Genomic DNA, 14,975 nt, shown 5'->3' with positions numbered 1-14,975 from the left:
TCTAATACCTTGAACTGCCAGTGCGCACAGGTGCATGCCTTGAAGGTCTGCGCGGGCCAGAGGCTGACCGTTGAAGACATATGTAACGTCGCTGTTAACTCCCCAGTTAGCATGTGCCAGGAGTCGCTCCAGCTGCTCTCAAGGTCCAGGAAGGCCTACGAGGCCGGGGCCTCGCTGGGAAAGGTCTACGGCTACTCCACCGGCCTCGGGGCCCTGGCCTCGGCCGAGGAGGGCACGTGGAGGGGCAGGGAGGCCCAGGTCCTCAGGGAGCACGACCTCGGCATTGGGCCTGAGGCCCCAAGGGAGGTGGTCAGGGCGGCCATGCTTGTGAGGGCGTCCCAGCTGGCCCAGGGCTTCGCGCCCGTGAGGCCCGAGGTGGCGCAGAGGCTCGTCGACTCGTTAAACTACGACATAGTTCCAGCTGTATCGCTGGAGGGCAGCGTGGGCGCGAGCGGCGACCTGGCGCCGCTCGCCAGGATCTCCAGGTGCATCTACAGCGGGGAGGGGCAGGCAACCGTGAGGGGCAGAAGGCTTAGCTGCGGGGAGGCCCTTGAGGCCGCCGGGCTTAAGCCCCTGGAGCTTGGGCCGGGCGAGGCCCTGGCTATAATTAACAGCAACGCCTTCAGCGTCGCCATGGCCTCCCTGGGGGTCTGCGCCTCCCTGAGGCTTTTGGGCGAGTCCCTCAATGTAATGAGCGAGACGCTTGAGGTCACGGGGTGTAACCCCCAGCACTTCTCTACAGCGGTGGCCAACAGCAAGAGGCTTGAGGGAGTTAAGGACGTGGTAGCCTCGCTTAAGGTTGACTGTCAGAGGTCGCCGAGGCTTCAGGACCCCTACTGCATAAGGTGCGTGCCCCAGGTCTACGGCTCAGCCCTCGAGGTCCTCAGGTTTGCTGCCAAGCTACTTGAGGCGGAGGCGTACTCGTCGTCAGATAACCCGTTCGTCTATAATGACAGCGTGTATCACGCCTGCAACTTCCACGCCTCGGCTGCAGGCATGGCGTCAGACATGGCTAAGGTCGCCCTGGCGCACGTGGGCAACATGATAGAGAGGAGGACGGCCCACCTGCTGAGCTCCGCCACCACAGGGCTCCCGGACTTCCTGGCAGTTAAGGGCACCGTCGTGGGAGCAATGATCTACCAGTACACGGCCGCGTCGCTTGCTGCCAAGCTCCGCCAGCTGGCCTCCCCGGGATCTGTGCACTCCATTCCTACCAGCGGCTTGCAGGAGGACGTGGTCTCAATGGCGCCCAACTCCTCCTACGAGCTGCTAAGGTCGACGGCCGTGCTGGCAAGGCTGATAGCCGTCGAGGACGCGTTGGCCTCACAGGCCTCCAAGGTCGCCAGGGGGCTCCCCCTCGATGACCCTAAGGACGCCCTAGAGAGGTCGCTGGCCAAGGTAGTGGGGGAGGCCGGCCTCTCGGGCCTCAGCTTCATAGTGAACCTGGCCTGAGGTGGCGCCCTTGCCCGAGGCCGACCTAATTATATACAATGCTAACGTTGTCCTCTTTGAGTTCAGGCCCGTCACTAGGGCCTCCCAAGTGAAGGTCCTGGCAGGGGGCGAGGTGGCGGTTAAGGGCAACTACATAGCTAAGGTAGGCCAGCGAGGCGAGGTTAGGGGAACCTACAGGGCAGGGCTTGAGCTTAACGCAGGTGGAAGGCTCCTCTCGCCAGGACTTGTTGACATGCACACCCACGCGGTCTTCGCCGGCAGCAGGGACGACGAGCTTGAGGCTAAGCTGAGCGGCGTCAGCTACTCAGAGATCCTCAGGAGAGGAGGGGGCATATACAGGACCGTCAGGGCCACGAGGTCGGCCAGCGACGAGGAGCTCAGGGACCTGCTAGTCAAGAGGCTCAGGCTGATGCTTCACCTGGGGACCACGACGGCTGAGGTCAAGAGCGGCTACAGCCTCGACCACGAGGGCGAGCTCAGGCTGCTTAGGGTTGCGAGGGAGGCGTCTAGCACTGCAAAGGTCGACGTGGTTCCAACCCTGCTTGCCCACGTGCCGCCCGAGGAGGCCAGGGAGGGGAGGGCCAGGGAGGAGTACGTTAAGGGCTTTGCCAACGACCTAGTTAGGAGGGCGGCAGGGTTAGCTAACTTTGTGGACGTCTTCTGCGATGAAGGTGCCTTCACGCCTGACGAGTCAAGGCTTATACTCACGTCAGCCAGGGCTGTAGGCCTAGGAGCAAGGGCTCACGCGGACCAGCTGGCCAGGATAGGCTGCGCCGAGGCCGTGGCCCAGGCGGGCCCCGCCTCGGTTGACCACCTGGAGGTCTCTGACGAGAGGTCCGTGAAGGCGATAGCCGCCTCAAGATCCACGGCTGGCCTCCTGCCGGCAAGCCTCATGGCTACCATGGGCTCCTCGAGGCCTCCGGTGCCCCTGCTGAGGGCGTACGGCGTGCCCATGGCACTGGGCAGCGACCTCAGCGCGAACAGCGTCATGCCGTCGATGCAGACAGCTATTGACCTTGCAATTTACCTCTACGGCCTGACGCAGGCTGAGGCCCTGGCCGCCGCCACGGTTAACGCCGCGCTCTCGCTGGGGCTGAGCGACAGGGGGTCCGTGGAGGCCGGGAAGCTGGCTGACCTGGTGGTGTGGGACCTTGAGAGGGTCAGCGAGCTTGGGTATGACTGGGGCAGGGACAGGGCACTGGTTGTTATCAGGCGCGGCTCCGCGGTCAAGGACTTACTGAACCCCTGAGCCCCCAAGGTAAGTGGCCAGCGTCCTCAGCTTGCCCAGCTCCCCGGGCTCGACCTCCAGGGGGTCCCCTGAGGCTATAATGAGATCTGCCATCTTGCCTACCTCAAGGCTGCCCACGTCCCTGTCCATGAGGACCTCGGCGGAGCCCCTGGTGTAGGCGTCTAGGGCCTCAGCCACGCTCAGCCTCTCCCCCACGCCCTCAACGCCGTTCACGGCGGCCGAGAGCGTCGTCCACGGGTCGGCGGGCTCCACTGGGGCGTCAGTGGAGAGCCCCACCACGGCGCCCGCTGAAATCATGGACTTGAACCTGTAGGCCCACCTGACCCTCTGGCCCAGCCTCTTGTGTATCCACGGCAAGTCGTCAACCTCAAACATGGGCTGCACCGCCACCCGGAGGCCCGAGAGAGCCGGGAGCTGGTCGTCCCTCACGAGTGAGGCGTGCTCCACCCTCAGCCACCCGCGCAGGCCCTCGGAGCCCCTTAGGACCACGTCGAGGGCCGCGTCACCTATGGCGTGCACAGCCACCTGCAGCCTAAGCCTTGAGGCCCTGGCCAGCAGGGACCTGAGCTCCTCGGGGCCGAGCAGCGGCCTCCCCCTGTTCCCAGGGTCGTCCGAGTAGGGCTCGCTCAGGTAAGCCGTCCTGGCGCCGAGGGAGCCGTCGGCGAACGCCTTGAGCCCCATCACCCTGACCAGGTCGTTTCCGAAGCCGCCAGCCACGCCAAGGGACTCAAGGAGGCCAACGCTGTCGGCGTCAAGGTAGAGCCTGAGCCTGAGGGGCAGGGGCTGCGAGGTCAGGCCGGCCATGAGCTTAAGCGGCACGTTCATGAAGCCTACGGTGGTCACCCCCTGCAGGGCCAGCCTCCTGGCCTCCTCGGCGACGTAGGTCATGTACTCCTCGGGCGGCGGCTCGAGCTGCCTGAGCGCCCTTATCACGGCCCCCTCCCTGACCAGGCCGCTTGGCCTGCCGTCCGGGCCTATGTCTATGTAGTCCTCGAGCCCCCTCAGGTCAACCCTTCTCATGGCCGAGGAGCTCAGCACGGCGGCGTGGCCGCAGACCCTTATCAACATCACGGGCCTGTCGCCCGCTACGTCGTCTATGTCGGCCGAGGTGGGAGGCCTCCTCTCCCTGAGCCTTGACTCGTCCCAGCCCCTGCCCAGCACAGCTGTGACGTTGGGGTGCCTCTCGAGGAACTCCTTGACCCTGCGCCTCAGCTCGTCCAGGCTGTCAACTCCCCTGAGGTCGACGCCGCTGTCCTGTATTGCCAGGCCGCTGAGGTGCATGTGGGCGTCTATGAAGCCCGGCAGCCCCACGCCCCTGTCTATGTCCACCTCCTCGCACTCAAGCTCCCTGCAGGCCCTCTCAACCCTGCCCCGGTCGCCCTCCAGCACCACCCTGCCGTTCACGGCCAGCAGGGAGTCGACTGCCCTGGGCGGCCTGAAGGAGACGTATATCCTGCCGTAGAAGGCCGTGGCCCTCAAGGGGCTACCTCCTTATCAGCGGGAAGTCAACTATCTTGGCCTCCCCTGACCTGCCCCTCTCGTCCACTATAGTTACCGTCTCCCCGAAGACGGCGTACCTCACGTCAAGGTAGCCCTGCCCGACGCCCCTCTGCAGCACGGGGCTGAAGGTGCCGCTCGTCACCCAGCCGACCTCGACGTCGTCAACCATCACCTTGTAGCCGTTCCTCGGTATGAACCTGGCGGAGGACTTCTTCATCTCAAACCCGACCCTGACCCACCTCAGCCCCTCCCTCCTGCACGCCCTGAGCGCCTCCTCACCTATGAAGCCCCTCTTGCCCCAGTCTATGGCCCCCAGGCCATACCTTAGGCTCAGGGCGCAGGGGAACTTGAGGGGGTCCTCGCCGTACTCGTTGCCTCCGAGCACGAAGCCCATCTCTATCCTGAGGGTGTCCCTCGCCGCTATGCCCACCGGCTTAGCCCCCAGCTCAAGGGCCTTCCTGTATATCCTCTCGGCGTCGCCTGGGGCGGCCCACACCTCGAAGCCGTCCTCGCCGGTCCAGCCGCTCCTGCTCACGAGGAAGGCCCTGGCGTCGCCCAGGCCAACGTTGAGGAGGAACTGAAGGGGCTTCAGGGAGCCCGCCTCCTTGAGGCCCATCCTCTCCATTACCTCGGGGCTCCTCGGGCCCTGTATGGCCAGCATGGCATACGTCGAGGTCAGGTCCTCGAGGCTCACCTTAAGCCCCCTGGAGGACGCCGCCTGCTGCAGGTGCGACTTCATCCTCTCGGTGACGGCGGCGTTTGGCACGGCAAGCCACTCGTTGTCAGAGACCCTGTACCACATCTCGTCGTCGATCACCCTGGCCAGCTCCGTGAGGGCGAGTGTGGGGCCGCTCATGAAGCCCTCCTTAGTTGCAGAGACCTTCTTGGTAAACACGATCTCAAGGAGCTCCGCTGCGTCGGGGCCCGTGAGCCTCAGCCTCCCCATGTGGCTTATGTCAAATATGCCCACGTCGGTCCTGACGGCCATGTGCTCCTCCATGGTTGAGGTGTAAACCATGGGGACGCTCCAGCCGGCGAACTCGCCGAAGGACGCCCCTAGGCCTTCATGAAGGGAGGAGAGCTGAACCGTCCTGAGGGCCAAGCTCACACCTGCGGGCCAAGGGCCTGGGAAGAATAAAAAGTGGCGAGGGCTTCCCACTCATAGTATGTCAACGTATGATATCCTGAGCCTCTTGCTCGCCTCGTCCAGGCGCCTCCAGTCCTCATACGAGAGGGCCCAGCCCGTGGCCCCAGCGTTCTCCTCGACCTGCTCAGGCGACTTGGCCCCGGGTATCGGGAGCACGGCGCTGCTGGCCCTGAGCAGGAAGTTGAGGGCCACCTGTGACAGAGTCTTGTCGTACTTCTTTGCAACCTCCTTTAGCTCCTCAACGAGCTGGAGTATCTGCGAGTAGTTCTCGGGCCTGAACAGCGGGTTGTTCCTCCTGACGTCATTGAACTTAGTTACGTCCTCAAGCGTGTACTTACCCAGTATGGCGGCCTGGGCCAGCGGGCTCCAGGCGAGCACGGTCATGCTGTTAGCCTCGGCATACGGTATGTGCTGCTGCTCCGCCTGCCTCTCAACTATGTTGTACCTCAGCTCCAGCACCTCCACGTCGTGCCTGCTCAGGCAGTACCTGAACTCCTCTATCAGCGCCACAGGGTAGTTGCTCAGCCCTATGTACCTGACCTTGCCCATCTCTACTAGCCTCTCAAAGGCCCTGGCGTACTCGCACGTGGGTATGTTGTGCCACGCCGGCGGCCAGTGGGCCTCAAGGGCGTCTATGAAGCTGGTCTGGAGCCTCCTCAGGCTCCCGTCGACCGCCCTGAATACGTCGTCATAGCTTAGGAAGTGGCCAGGTATCTTAGTTACTATGAAGACCTCGCTCCTCGGGACCCCAAGCTCCCTTATGGCGTCCCCTATGAACTTCTCGCTCATGCCGTTGCCGTACACCATGGCCGTGTCTATCAAGTTCATGCCAAGCTCCAGGGCCTTGGCTATTGCAGCCTTTGCCTTCTGGTAGTCCGTGACCCCCCAGGCGTCGCTGAACTGCCAGGCTCCAAGCCCTATCCTGGGCACCTTCTCCTTGGTTGACCCGAACTCCGTGTACTCCAAACAGGGCACCCCTCCTGAACGAAGAACTAGGAGTTTTAAATTGAAGCTTTTACTTGAAGGAAGCTATGAGCTCCTTGGCCCCGGGGGCCTGGCCACGACGTTAACCAGGGGGTCGAGGCCCCTGACCACTATTTCAACCCTGTCGCCGTCCTTAAGGTACCTCCCCCTCGGGTGTCCAACGCCCGGCGGGGTCCCAGTGAATATCAGGTCCCCGGGGTAGAGCTTCATGTACTTCGAGAGCTCAACCACTATATCGGCAAAGTCGTATGTCATCTCATCGGCGCAGCCGTGCTGGACCCTCTCGCCATTTATATAGGTCTCCACGCACGAGCCCTGCAGCTCGGAGTAGTCCTCGAGGACCTTGACGTAGGGCCCCGTCGGCGAGAAAGTGTCCAGGCTCTTTGAGAGGCACCAGGGGAGCCTCTCGTCGTACTGGAGCTCCCTGGCGGTCACGTCGTTCCCAGCCATGTAGCCGAGTATGGCCTCCTGGGCCTCCCTCCTGCCAGCGTGCTTCACTGCCCTGCCAATGACTATCACTACCTCGCCCTCGTAGTCCGGCTTCTGTATGAACTCAGGCACCTCAATGCTGTGGAGGTGCCCCGTCAGGGCGCTTGGGGCCTTCATGAAGAACACCGGCCTCTCCACGGACCCCATCTCCCTGGCGTGGGCCGCGTAGTTCTTGCCTATGCCAATTATCTTTGAGGGCTGGGGCACCGGGGGCTCAAGCGGCCTGTCGAGCCCCTGGACGGGCTCCCCCCTCTCCAGCTTCCCCACGAGCTTAACCGGGTCCCTGAAGAACTCCGCCGGGTCCACCTGTGAGCCGTTGAGCAGAGCCAGGTAGACCTGGCCCCCCTCGACCAGCGCCAGCCGAGGGGCTCCCCCTACAAGCACGGAGGCAAGCCTCAAGGCAAGTCACGGGACACCAAGACCTCGGGAAGTTTAAAAGCGGTTGCAGGCCACGCAGGACGCCGCTCGAGGCTTAGGAGGGTTAATTTTATAAGATGAGGTGACAGGCTCTACGCGGAAAACCAGGGTGCTTGAGTCGTGGCCGCGAGCCAAGAGAAGAGGGTCGTCAACCCGCTGAGGTACCTGAGGGATGCGGTTGACAGCCAGATATACGTTAAGCTGAAGGACGGCACCGAGTACGTGGGCCAGCTCTTAGTCACTGACTCAACTATGAACCTAGTGCTTGACAACTCCGTGGAGGTCAAGGACGGGAAGCAGATAGTCGCCAGGCTGGGCAAGATACTGATAAGGGGGAGCATGGTACAGTACGTCAGCTTCAACCCGGAGCTGGCGGCCCCCGACGTGGTCTCCAAGTGAGACTTTCAGAAAGTGAAAGGCGTAAATATCCCTAGGTGAACAGCTTGGAAGGGCGCGGACATGTGATAAGGACTGTGCTAATAGGCGCCGGCAGCGGCGCCTCATACTTCCTCGCTGGCCTTGAGAAGCTGAAGGCAAGGGAGATACAGCCCGTGGGCATACCCCTCGTGAACTACATGAAGGCCCACAGGCCGGAGGACATAGACGTCGTCGCAGTGTATGACGTTGACAACTCAAAGGTTGGCAGGGACATGTACTCAATAGCTTCTAAGCTCTCGCCGTTCAGCTCGGTGCCCAGGACCCTGAAGGACATAGTTGTGAGCAGGGGCCTCCACTGCGGCAGCCTCAGGGGGCTTGATGTAGATGCCTCAGGCCTTGAGGACGCGCTGGGCAGCCCCCAGCAGGCCCTGGAGGAGTTCATCTCTGAGCTCGTGAAGCTTAAGCCTGACGTCATCGTTAACGTGATAACCACGGAGCCCATGAGGTTTGTCGAGAGCGAGGGCGAGTTCGTCAAGTTGGCCTCCACGTGCTCAGCGGGGGCCACGCTGGCGTACGCCTACGCCGCGAGCGAGTACTCGCTGAGGACAGGGAACCCCGTGGCCTTCATCAACCTGACGCCCCCCGCCGCCGCCAACAGCCCAGGCGTCGTGAGCCGCTTCGAGAGGGCTGGGGCCCTGGTCTTAGGTGATGATGCCGCCACAGGCGCGACGCCGCTGACCGCCGACCTGCTCGAGCACATGGCTGAGAGGGGCCGCAGGGTGCTGTCGGTGGCGCAGTTCAACATAGGCGGCAACACGGACTTCCTCAGCCTCACAGAGCCAGAGAGGAACCACTCCAAGGAGGTCACCAAGAGCAGCATGGTTGCCGACATACTCGGCTACGACGCACCCCACTACATAAGGCCCACGGGCTACCTCGAGCCCCTGGGCGACAGGAAGTTCGTCGCCATGCACATAGAGTACGAGTCCTTCGGAGGGTTCAGGGACGAGGTGATAGTCAACGCCAGGATAAACGACAAGTCGAACCTGGCCGGCCTCATGGCGTCGATCGTACCGGTAGCCAAGTCGCTGCTGGAGAGGGGGGTCCACGGGAGCTACGCCACTGTTAACAGGTTCTACATGAAGATGCCAGGGCCCCGGGGCACCAAGAACATAAGCAAGATAGTCGCCTACCAGGACCTGCTCAAGGAGCTCAAGAAGCTTGACATCATCTGAACGACAGCCCGGATATATTTAATTAAAAGATAAACACTTATAAAGCTTCTGTCTTACAGGTTAACTATACTGAAAACAAGTAAATAGCTGTGGGGCGTGAGAGTATGATACACGTAACGATGCTGCAATACATACTCTCGGTGATCTCAGGCGTAGTGGTGGGGTTCTCGCTGGGCCTCATAGGTGGGGGAGGCTCCATACTCGCAGTCCCATTGCTGCTCTACTTCGTCGGACTCAGCAGCATACCTAACGCGGCACACATAGCCCTTGGAACGACAGACCTTGCAGTGGGCATGAACGCCTACATAAACTCCTACATGCACCTCAAGAAGAGGAACGTCTCCCCTAAGGTTGGAGGCATATTCGCGGGCGTCGGAGTGGTCGGCGCCCTCCTGGGCACCTACCTGGGGCACATAACGCCGGGCGGAAGGCTGCTGCTGTACTTCGCCATAGCAATGATAGTCCTCGGCGTCTACATAGGGTTCTTCAGGAACGCCGCCAAGGCCGGGACCCACGAGGAGGTAAGCAGGGTTGTTGAGGCCTACTCCAGGTGCCCCAAGCTGACCGCTAAGGTGGCCAGCCTCGTGGCCATATTCGGGTTCGTGGTTGGCCTGATAAGCGGCTACTTCGGCATAGGAGGGGGGTTCCTGATAGTGCCCGCCCTCATGTTCTCCTCAGGCCTCTGCATCACCAGGGCCATAGGCACCTCGCTGCTCAGCGTCGGAACCTTCGGCATGGCCGGCGGCCTTGAGTACGCTGTTTACGGCGACACCCTGTTCATAATCTCGCTGCTCTACGTGCTTGGCGGCGTAGGAGGGGGCTTCCTGGGCACGTCGCTGGCCGTTAAGGCGCCTAAGAAGACGCTCCAGAGGGCATATGGAATAATAATAGTGCTGGTGGGCATCTACATGATATTCAAGGTCCTGCACCTGTCGCTCTGACCGCGCTTTATTTTCCAGGCATCGCGCTGAGCCGGCGAGGTGGTCGCCTTGGAGGAGAGGTATGTTGTCGTCACCGGCGGCGACAGGGGCATAGGCAGGGCCACCGTGCTCAGGTTCGCCAGGGCGGGCTTCAACGTCGTGTTCACCTACAGGAGCAGGCAGGACGCGGCGGAGCGCACTGCCTCAGACGCCAGGGCGCAGGGGGCCCGCAGCGTCCTCTACTACAGCGTTGACGTCTCCAGCTGGGAGTCCGTGTCCAAGTTCGCCCAGGAGCTCTCCGGCAGGGTGCCCTACGTTAACGTCCTCGTAAACAACGCTGGCATAATTGACTACAACGACTTCGAGGGTCTGACCCCGGAGAGGTGGAAGGAGGTGCTGGACGTGGACCTCACGGGGCCCTTCCTGGTCACAAAGGCTCTCCTTGACCTGCTGAGAAGGGCCAGCTGGGCCTCCGTGGTTAACCTGGCAAGCATAGCTGGCCAGACCGGGAACGTGCTGGCCAGCGTGGCCTACTGCACTGCCAAGGGCGGCGTAATTGAGCTCACCAAGAGGCTCGCGGTGGAGCTGGCGAAGTACGGCATAAGGGTCAACGCGGTTGCGCCCAGCTTCGTGGAGACCGACATGGTGGCTGACATACTCAACGACCCAAGGAGAAGGCGGGAGGTGGAGCAGATGCACCCGCTGGGAAGGATAATAAAGCCCGAGGAGGTGGCCGAGGTCATCTACTTCCTGGCCGACCCAGCCCTCTCGCTCAACATAACCGGCCAGGTAATTGGAATCAACGGCGGCAGGTACACTTGAGGACTAAAAGGCGTCAGGTCCCCTGAGGCCAGCTTAGGCTTTAATCCTAGGACCCCCTGCTCAATGTACTTGAGGACAGCGCCTTGCTAGACCTCTCGCTGACGGCGCTACTCAGCGACCTTAAGGAGGTGGGCTACGCCGTCCTAGTGGGATCGCTGATAAACGTTGTTCTTACGCTGCTCTGGGCCCTGAGGTGGAGGGCCGGGCTAAAGTACCTGGGCGTCAGGGTCAGCTACCTTCAGTCGCTCGGCGCAATAGTGGCCAGCTTTCCCCTGGGCAACCTGCTCCCGGCGGGCAAGGCGGCCCAGGAGGCGTTCAGAATAGCATACCTTGACGTCAAGGAGGGCAAGAGGACGTCAGTTATGGCGGCGGCTGCCGTCGAGTGGGTCGCCGAGGGCCTAATAATTTCGTTTCTGCTGTTGGCTGTGATAATAAGGCACTACGCGCTCGGCGCCGCGGCCCTCACCCTTGTAGCAGTGGCGGCGGGCCAGCCCCAGGGCATGACGGTTAAGTCAGCCGTCAGGGACCTGGTCAAGGCCTTCAGGCTCCTGTCCAGGGACCGAAGGCTTATGGCAACTTACCTGGCCGTGAGCTCTGCCATAATAGCCATAGACGTCATTAAGGTGTGGCTCGTGGCCCTCATGAGCGGCCTCTACCTTGCGCTCTTTGACCTTATATTGCTTTACGTCATCCTCAGGGTCACGTCCGCGGCGCCGACCCCGGCGGCCCTGGGCTTCCTTGACTTAGGGGTCATAGGTGCGCTGAAGTTCATGGGGTATCCCGTGGGGCTAGCTGTCCTGTTCCTGGTGTCCATCAGGCTTGTGGACACGGTGATGCCAAGCATAGCGGGCATTATTGTGCTTGTCGTGACCGGGAGCTACCGCGTGCTCAGGCAGGCCAGGGGCGCAGGGAGTTGGAGACGCTGAGAATTGCAATGGTCAGCGACTGGTTCCCTCCAAGAGTTGGAGGGGTCGAGACCAGCATAAGCGAGCTGTCCAAGGCCCTGGGCAGGCTGGGCCACGAGGTGATGGTTGTAACTCATGAGAACAGCTCCTACAGGGGCCCGCCGGGCCTCGTCAAGGGCGACGGCTACCTGGTCTACTGGATCGGGACCCGCCTCCTGGCCAAGGACGACGTCACCTATGACCCGCTTGTAATAGCGAAGGCGTCGCTCTTCGTCAAGAGGAACGCGGTCGACGTAGTTCACGCCCACGGCGTGACCTCAGTGCTGGGCCTCATGACCTCAATGATAGCCAGCGGGGGAACCGGCGTGCCGTCAGTGCTCACTAACCACTCGCTCCTCAGCGGCTCCCTGAAGGGCCTGGGCAGGCTGTCCCTCAAGTACGCGCTCAAGTGGCCCACCCTCCTGGTGGGCGTGTCAAGGGCCGCGGCCGAGGACGTCTCAAGGATCAGCGGGAGGCCGGCGGACGTAATACATAACTGCATAGACGTCGACTCGTGGAGGGAGATGGCCACCTGGTCCCACCTTGACGGGGACCCGGCCATAGTTATAACATCCAGGCTGTCGCCGAGGAAAAACCCCCTTGAGATAGCCAAGGTGGCATCCCTGGTGGCCAGGAAGCTCCCCAGGGCTAGGTTTTACGTGGTCGGCGACGGCATGCTCATGAGGGACCTCGTGGAGTCGCTCAGGGGCTTCGGGGTTGAGGACAGGGTGAAGGTCCTGGGGCTCATGCCCAGGGAGAGAGTAGCGCAGCTTCTCTCTGGGGCTGACGCCTTCGTCCTGACAAGCTACAGGGAGTCCTTCGGCATAGCCGTCCTTGAGGCCATGGCGCTCGGGGTGCCGCCGCTGGTCTACAGTAGCCCGGGCGTCCTAGACCTGGTTGAGGACGGCAGGAGCGGCATCATAGCTGATGGACCTGAGGCCATGGCGGATGCCATAGTAAGGGTTGCCAGCGACGAGGGCCTCAGGAGGGACCTTGCAAGGGGCGCCGAGGACAGGGCAAGGCTCTTCGACTGCAGTATAATAGCCAGGAGGTACGTTGAGGAGTACCGGAGGGCCGAGGAGGTTAAGTGCAGCGACGACAGGAGGTTCCTGGCCTACAGGCTCTACAGGGCCCTCACGGGGGATCCCGTTAAGGAGGGCGAGTGGTGCAGGGGGAGGAAGTGGGAGTACCATGAGAGGTCAGCCGATGGCATTGTTCCTGTCGTCAGACGTGGAGCAGGACGCCCCGCCGTACATGAACACTGAGAGGGGCATCGTCGAGGGCCTGCCCAGGCTGCTGGAGCTGCTGGACGAGCTTAAGGTGAGGGCCACGTTCTTCGTGGTTGGCAGGGTGGCCGAGAGGCACCCAAGGGCTGTCTACAACATAATTGAAAGGGGCCACGAGCTTGGAAGCCACGGCTACGCGCACGTAAGGCTTGACAGGGTCCCCCTCAGGGAGGCCGAGGACGACGTGAGGAGGTCGCTGAGGGTCCTCAGGGACTTCAGTGAGGTCAAGTCATTCAGGGCCCCCAACCTTAAGCTGCCCCGGCAGCTCCTGCCTGTCCTCAGGGAGGAGGGGGTCAGCGTTGACGCCAGCCTGGCCTCCTACAAGCCGCCCTTCCCGCGGGGCCTCACTGTTGAGGGCGGCGTGGTCAGGGTCCCGGCCACGGTGACGAGCAGCGTGCTGCGCGTGCCGTGGGCCCTCCAGAGGCCCCTGCTGGCCCTGATGCCCAGGGTTACCACGCTCTTCGTGCACCCCTGGGAGGTCTCAGGCGTGGTGCACTGGAGGCCCGACATATGGGTCGGCACGGGCCCAAGGCTCCTCGGGCTCCTGAGGAACGCGGTGAGCTACATGGTTAGGAGGGGCTACAGGCCCATGACTATGAGTGAGGCGCCCTCGCTCCTTGGCAATATTAACTTCAGGGCGCTGGCTCAGCCGGGCGGCAGGTGAGAGCACTTGCTCGGCAAGCTGAGGAAGTTCGTTAACTCCGTGGCGCCGACGACCGTGGGCAAGGCCCTTTATAAGGCCGGCGTGACCCCTGACGAGCTCACCTACACGGGCCTCGCCCTCTCCGCCCTGGCGCCCCTCGCGGTTTACCTGGGCAAGCTCATAATGCTGCCGTTCCTAATACTGTTGGCAGGCCTCATGGACGTCCTTGACGGGGCCGTCGCCAGGGCCTCCGGGAGGACCACGGCTTTCGGCTCCTACCTTGACTCTGTGACCGACAGGGTCAGCGACGCCTTCCTGTTCCTGGCCATGGCCCTGGCCGGGGTGAACCAGTACATAACCATGATAGCGCTCGCCTTCTCGCTCATGGTAAGCTACGCCAGGGCCAAGGGCGAGCTGCTCAACGTCAGGATGGAGGGCATAGGCCTTGTCGAGAGGAGCGAGAGGCTTATAATACTCTTCGTCATGTCGCTGCTGCTCCTCCTCAGGCAGCTGCTCGTGGACAACATAATAATGGCGGTAGTGGCCGTGCTGGCCGCCGCCACAGTGATCCAGAGGTCCGTTCACGTCAAGAGGTCGATAGGCTAGACCGCGCACAATGACTTGAAGCGCGAGGCGTCGTCCTTCATGAAGACGTTGTTAAACATAACGTAGACTTCCCTGGCCTCCCTGAGCCCCCTGACCTTGTTGCAGAGCGCCTCAAGATCGTTGTCCGTGTACCTGTACCTATAGTTGACCTCCCCGCCCCCTATGCCGTGGAGCCTGAAGTAGACAACAGGCCTCTCGACGGCAGGGCTGGCCCTAAATGGGTCGACCACGTGTATGACCCCGTCAAGGTCCCCTATGACCTTAGCTATGAGGTCCGGCCTTGAGCGCCACGTGCCCCTGGGCTCCCACCCTATCGTGAAGTCCCTCGTTGCCACGGCCCTGAAGAACTCCGCTGCCTGCCTCACGTTGTCCTCCGAGGCCCCGAAGCCCGGAGGGGTCTGGACCACCACCACTGAGGCCCCGAGGGCCCTCGCGGCCCTGGCGATCACGTCCCACGCCTCAAGGTTCTCCTTTGTTGTCCTGAGGTTGCCGTAGCGGTCCGCCAGCTCCTCAGGTACCCTGTGCCTGGCCCTCCTCCACGTGGGGCCCCCAGGGGGGTGGGTGACCGCCTGCCACGCCTTCATTGTGAACCTGAAGCCCTCGGGCGCCTCTCCCCTCAGGGACCTCAGCCTGCCCTCGTCAGGCATTTCATAAAACGTGTCCTGAAGCTCGACGACGTTGAAGCTGGCGTAATACCTCTGCCTTCCCAGGCACCAGCCGCAGCAGCCCACCAGCAGCATGGGCGCCCCTGGGGGACTTACCCGCGCCTGAAGTTTAAGCCGTCCAGGCCCCTCGGCTTAGCTGTTAGCTTCCTCGCTGATAGGTAAGGCTTTTAAGTTTAGAGTTAAGCAATTTTAAATAGCTCAGTAACCGATACTCAGGTAACTGATATAGGGGTGAGGT

At 62.2% G+C, this 14,975-nt stretch carries 15 protein-coding genes; 10 read left to right on the top strand and 5 right to left on the bottom strand.

Features of this window, described 5'->3' with window-relative positions; genetic code table 11:
• Positions 1 to 39: 39 nt before the first annotated feature.
• The gene (locus ASAC_RS02925; RefSeq protein ID WP_013266491.1) at positions 40 to 1,452 is read left to right on the top strand and encodes an aromatic amino acid ammonia-lyase; all 1,413 of its coding nucleotides are present in this window, start codon (positions 40 to 42) and stop codon (positions 1,450 to 1,452) included.
• A 10-nt stretch (positions 1,453 to 1,462) separates the two neighbouring features.
• Positions 1,463 to 2,701, top strand: a complete 1,239-nt coding sequence (hutI, locus tag ASAC_RS02920) for an imidazolonepropionase (protein WP_052296723.1) — start codon at positions 1,463 to 1,465, stop codon at positions 2,699 to 2,701.
• Here hutI and ASAC_RS02915 read toward each other — a convergent pair.
• The 4 genes from ASAC_RS02915 to ASAC_RS02900 form a co-directional block, all read right to left on the bottom strand.
• Positions 2,687 to 4,180 carry an amidohydrolase gene (locus ASAC_RS02915; RefSeq protein ID WP_013266489.1) on the bottom strand — a complete coding sequence of 498 codons (1,494 nt, stop codon included), beginning with the start codon at positions 4,178 to 4,180 and terminating at the stop codon, positions 2,687 to 2,689. The two genes, hutI and ASAC_RS02915, sit on opposite strands and share 15 nt — an antisense overlap.
• A 4-nt stretch (positions 4,181 to 4,184) precedes the next feature.
• Positions 4,185 to 5,309 carry a glycine cleavage system aminomethyltransferase GcvT gene (gcvT, locus tag ASAC_RS02910; protein ID WP_013266488.1) on the bottom strand — a complete coding sequence of 375 codons (1,125 nt, stop codon included), beginning with the start codon at positions 5,307 to 5,309 and terminating at the stop codon, positions 4,185 to 4,187.
• A 51-nt stretch (positions 5,310 to 5,360) separates the two neighbouring features.
• Positions 5,361 to 6,314, bottom strand: a complete 954-nt coding sequence (locus ASAC_RS02905; protein WP_013266487.1) for an aldo/keto reductase — start codon at positions 6,312 to 6,314, stop codon at positions 5,361 to 5,363.
• 63 nt (positions 6,315 to 6,377) lie between these two features.
• Positions 6,378 to 7,220: a fumarylacetoacetate hydrolase family protein gene (locus tag ASAC_RS02900; protein WP_013266486.1), complete on the bottom strand. Its 843-nt coding sequence runs from the start codon at positions 7,218 to 7,220 to the stop codon at positions 6,378 to 6,380.
• Positions 7,221 to 7,358: 138 nt separating this feature from the next.
• On the opposite strand from ASAC_RS02900, the gene ASAC_RS02895 reads away from it, so the two are divergent.
• From ASAC_RS02895 to pgsA, 8 genes are all read left to right on the top strand, one after another.
• The gene (locus tag ASAC_RS02895; protein ID WP_013266485.1) at positions 7,359 to 7,637 is read left to right on the top strand and encodes a U6 snRNA-associated Sm-like protein LSm6; all 279 of its coding nucleotides are present in this window, start codon (positions 7,359 to 7,361) and stop codon (positions 7,635 to 7,637) included.
• A gap of 62 nt (positions 7,638 to 7,699) precedes the next feature.
• A complete protein-coding gene (locus ASAC_RS02890; protein ID WP_013266484.1) occupies positions 7,700 to 8,851 on the top strand; it encodes an inositol-3-phosphate synthase in 1,152 nt (383 codons plus the stop codon).
• A 104-nt stretch (positions 8,852 to 8,955) separates the two neighbouring features.
• Entirely contained in the window at positions 8,956 to 9,792 is an 837-nt protein-coding gene (locus ASAC_RS02885) for a sulfite exporter TauE/SafE family protein (RefSeq protein ID WP_048812760.1), read from the top strand.
• 39 nt (positions 9,793 to 9,831) lie between these two features.
• A complete protein-coding gene (locus ASAC_RS02880; RefSeq protein ID WP_013266482.1) occupies positions 9,832 to 10,593 on the top strand; it encodes an SDR family NAD(P)-dependent oxidoreductase in 762 nt (253 codons plus the stop codon).
• A gap of 83 nt (positions 10,594 to 10,676) precedes the next feature.
• Positions 10,677 to 11,519, top strand: coding sequence for a lysylphosphatidylglycerol synthase domain-containing protein (locus ASAC_RS02875; RefSeq protein ID WP_013266481.1), 843 nt, complete (start codon positions 10,677 to 10,679; stop codon positions 11,517 to 11,519).
• Positions 11,507 to 12,802: a glycosyltransferase family 4 protein gene (locus ASAC_RS02870; RefSeq protein ID WP_013266480.1), complete on the top strand. Its 1,296-nt coding sequence runs from the start codon at positions 11,507 to 11,509 to the stop codon at positions 12,800 to 12,802. Before ASAC_RS02875 ends, ASAC_RS02870 begins: the two co-directional genes overlap by 13 nt.
• Complete coding sequence (locus ASAC_RS02865; protein WP_083774012.1) at positions 12,729 to 13,487, top strand: polysaccharide deacetylase family protein; 759 nt, start codon at positions 12,729 to 12,731, stop codon at positions 13,485 to 13,487. Before ASAC_RS02870 ends, ASAC_RS02865 begins: the two co-directional genes overlap by 74 nt.
• Before the next feature lie 6 nt (positions 13,488 to 13,493).
• The gene (gene pgsA, locus ASAC_RS02860; RefSeq protein ID WP_013266478.1) at positions 13,494 to 14,072 is read left to right on the top strand and encodes an archaetidylinositol phosphate synthase; all 579 of its coding nucleotides are present in this window, start codon (positions 13,494 to 13,496) and stop codon (positions 14,070 to 14,072) included.
• Here pgsA and ASAC_RS02855 read toward each other — a convergent pair.
• A complete protein-coding gene (locus ASAC_RS02855; protein ID WP_013266477.1) occupies positions 14,069 to 14,812 on the bottom strand; it encodes a DUF72 domain-containing protein in 744 nt (247 codons plus the stop codon). The genes pgsA and ASAC_RS02855 overlap by 4 nt on opposite strands.
• Positions 14,813 to 14,975 lie beyond the last annotated feature (163 nt).

Origin of the sequence: Acidilobus saccharovorans 345-15 (assembly GCF_000144915.1) — an archaeon.
In the GTDB taxonomy this organism is placed as follows: domain Archaea; phylum Thermoproteota; class Thermoprotei_A; order Sulfolobales; family Acidilobaceae; genus Acidilobus; species Acidilobus saccharovorans.
The sequence above is the reverse complement of the archived record's forward strand: the minus strand, read 5'-3'. Positions and strand labels throughout refer to the sequence as shown.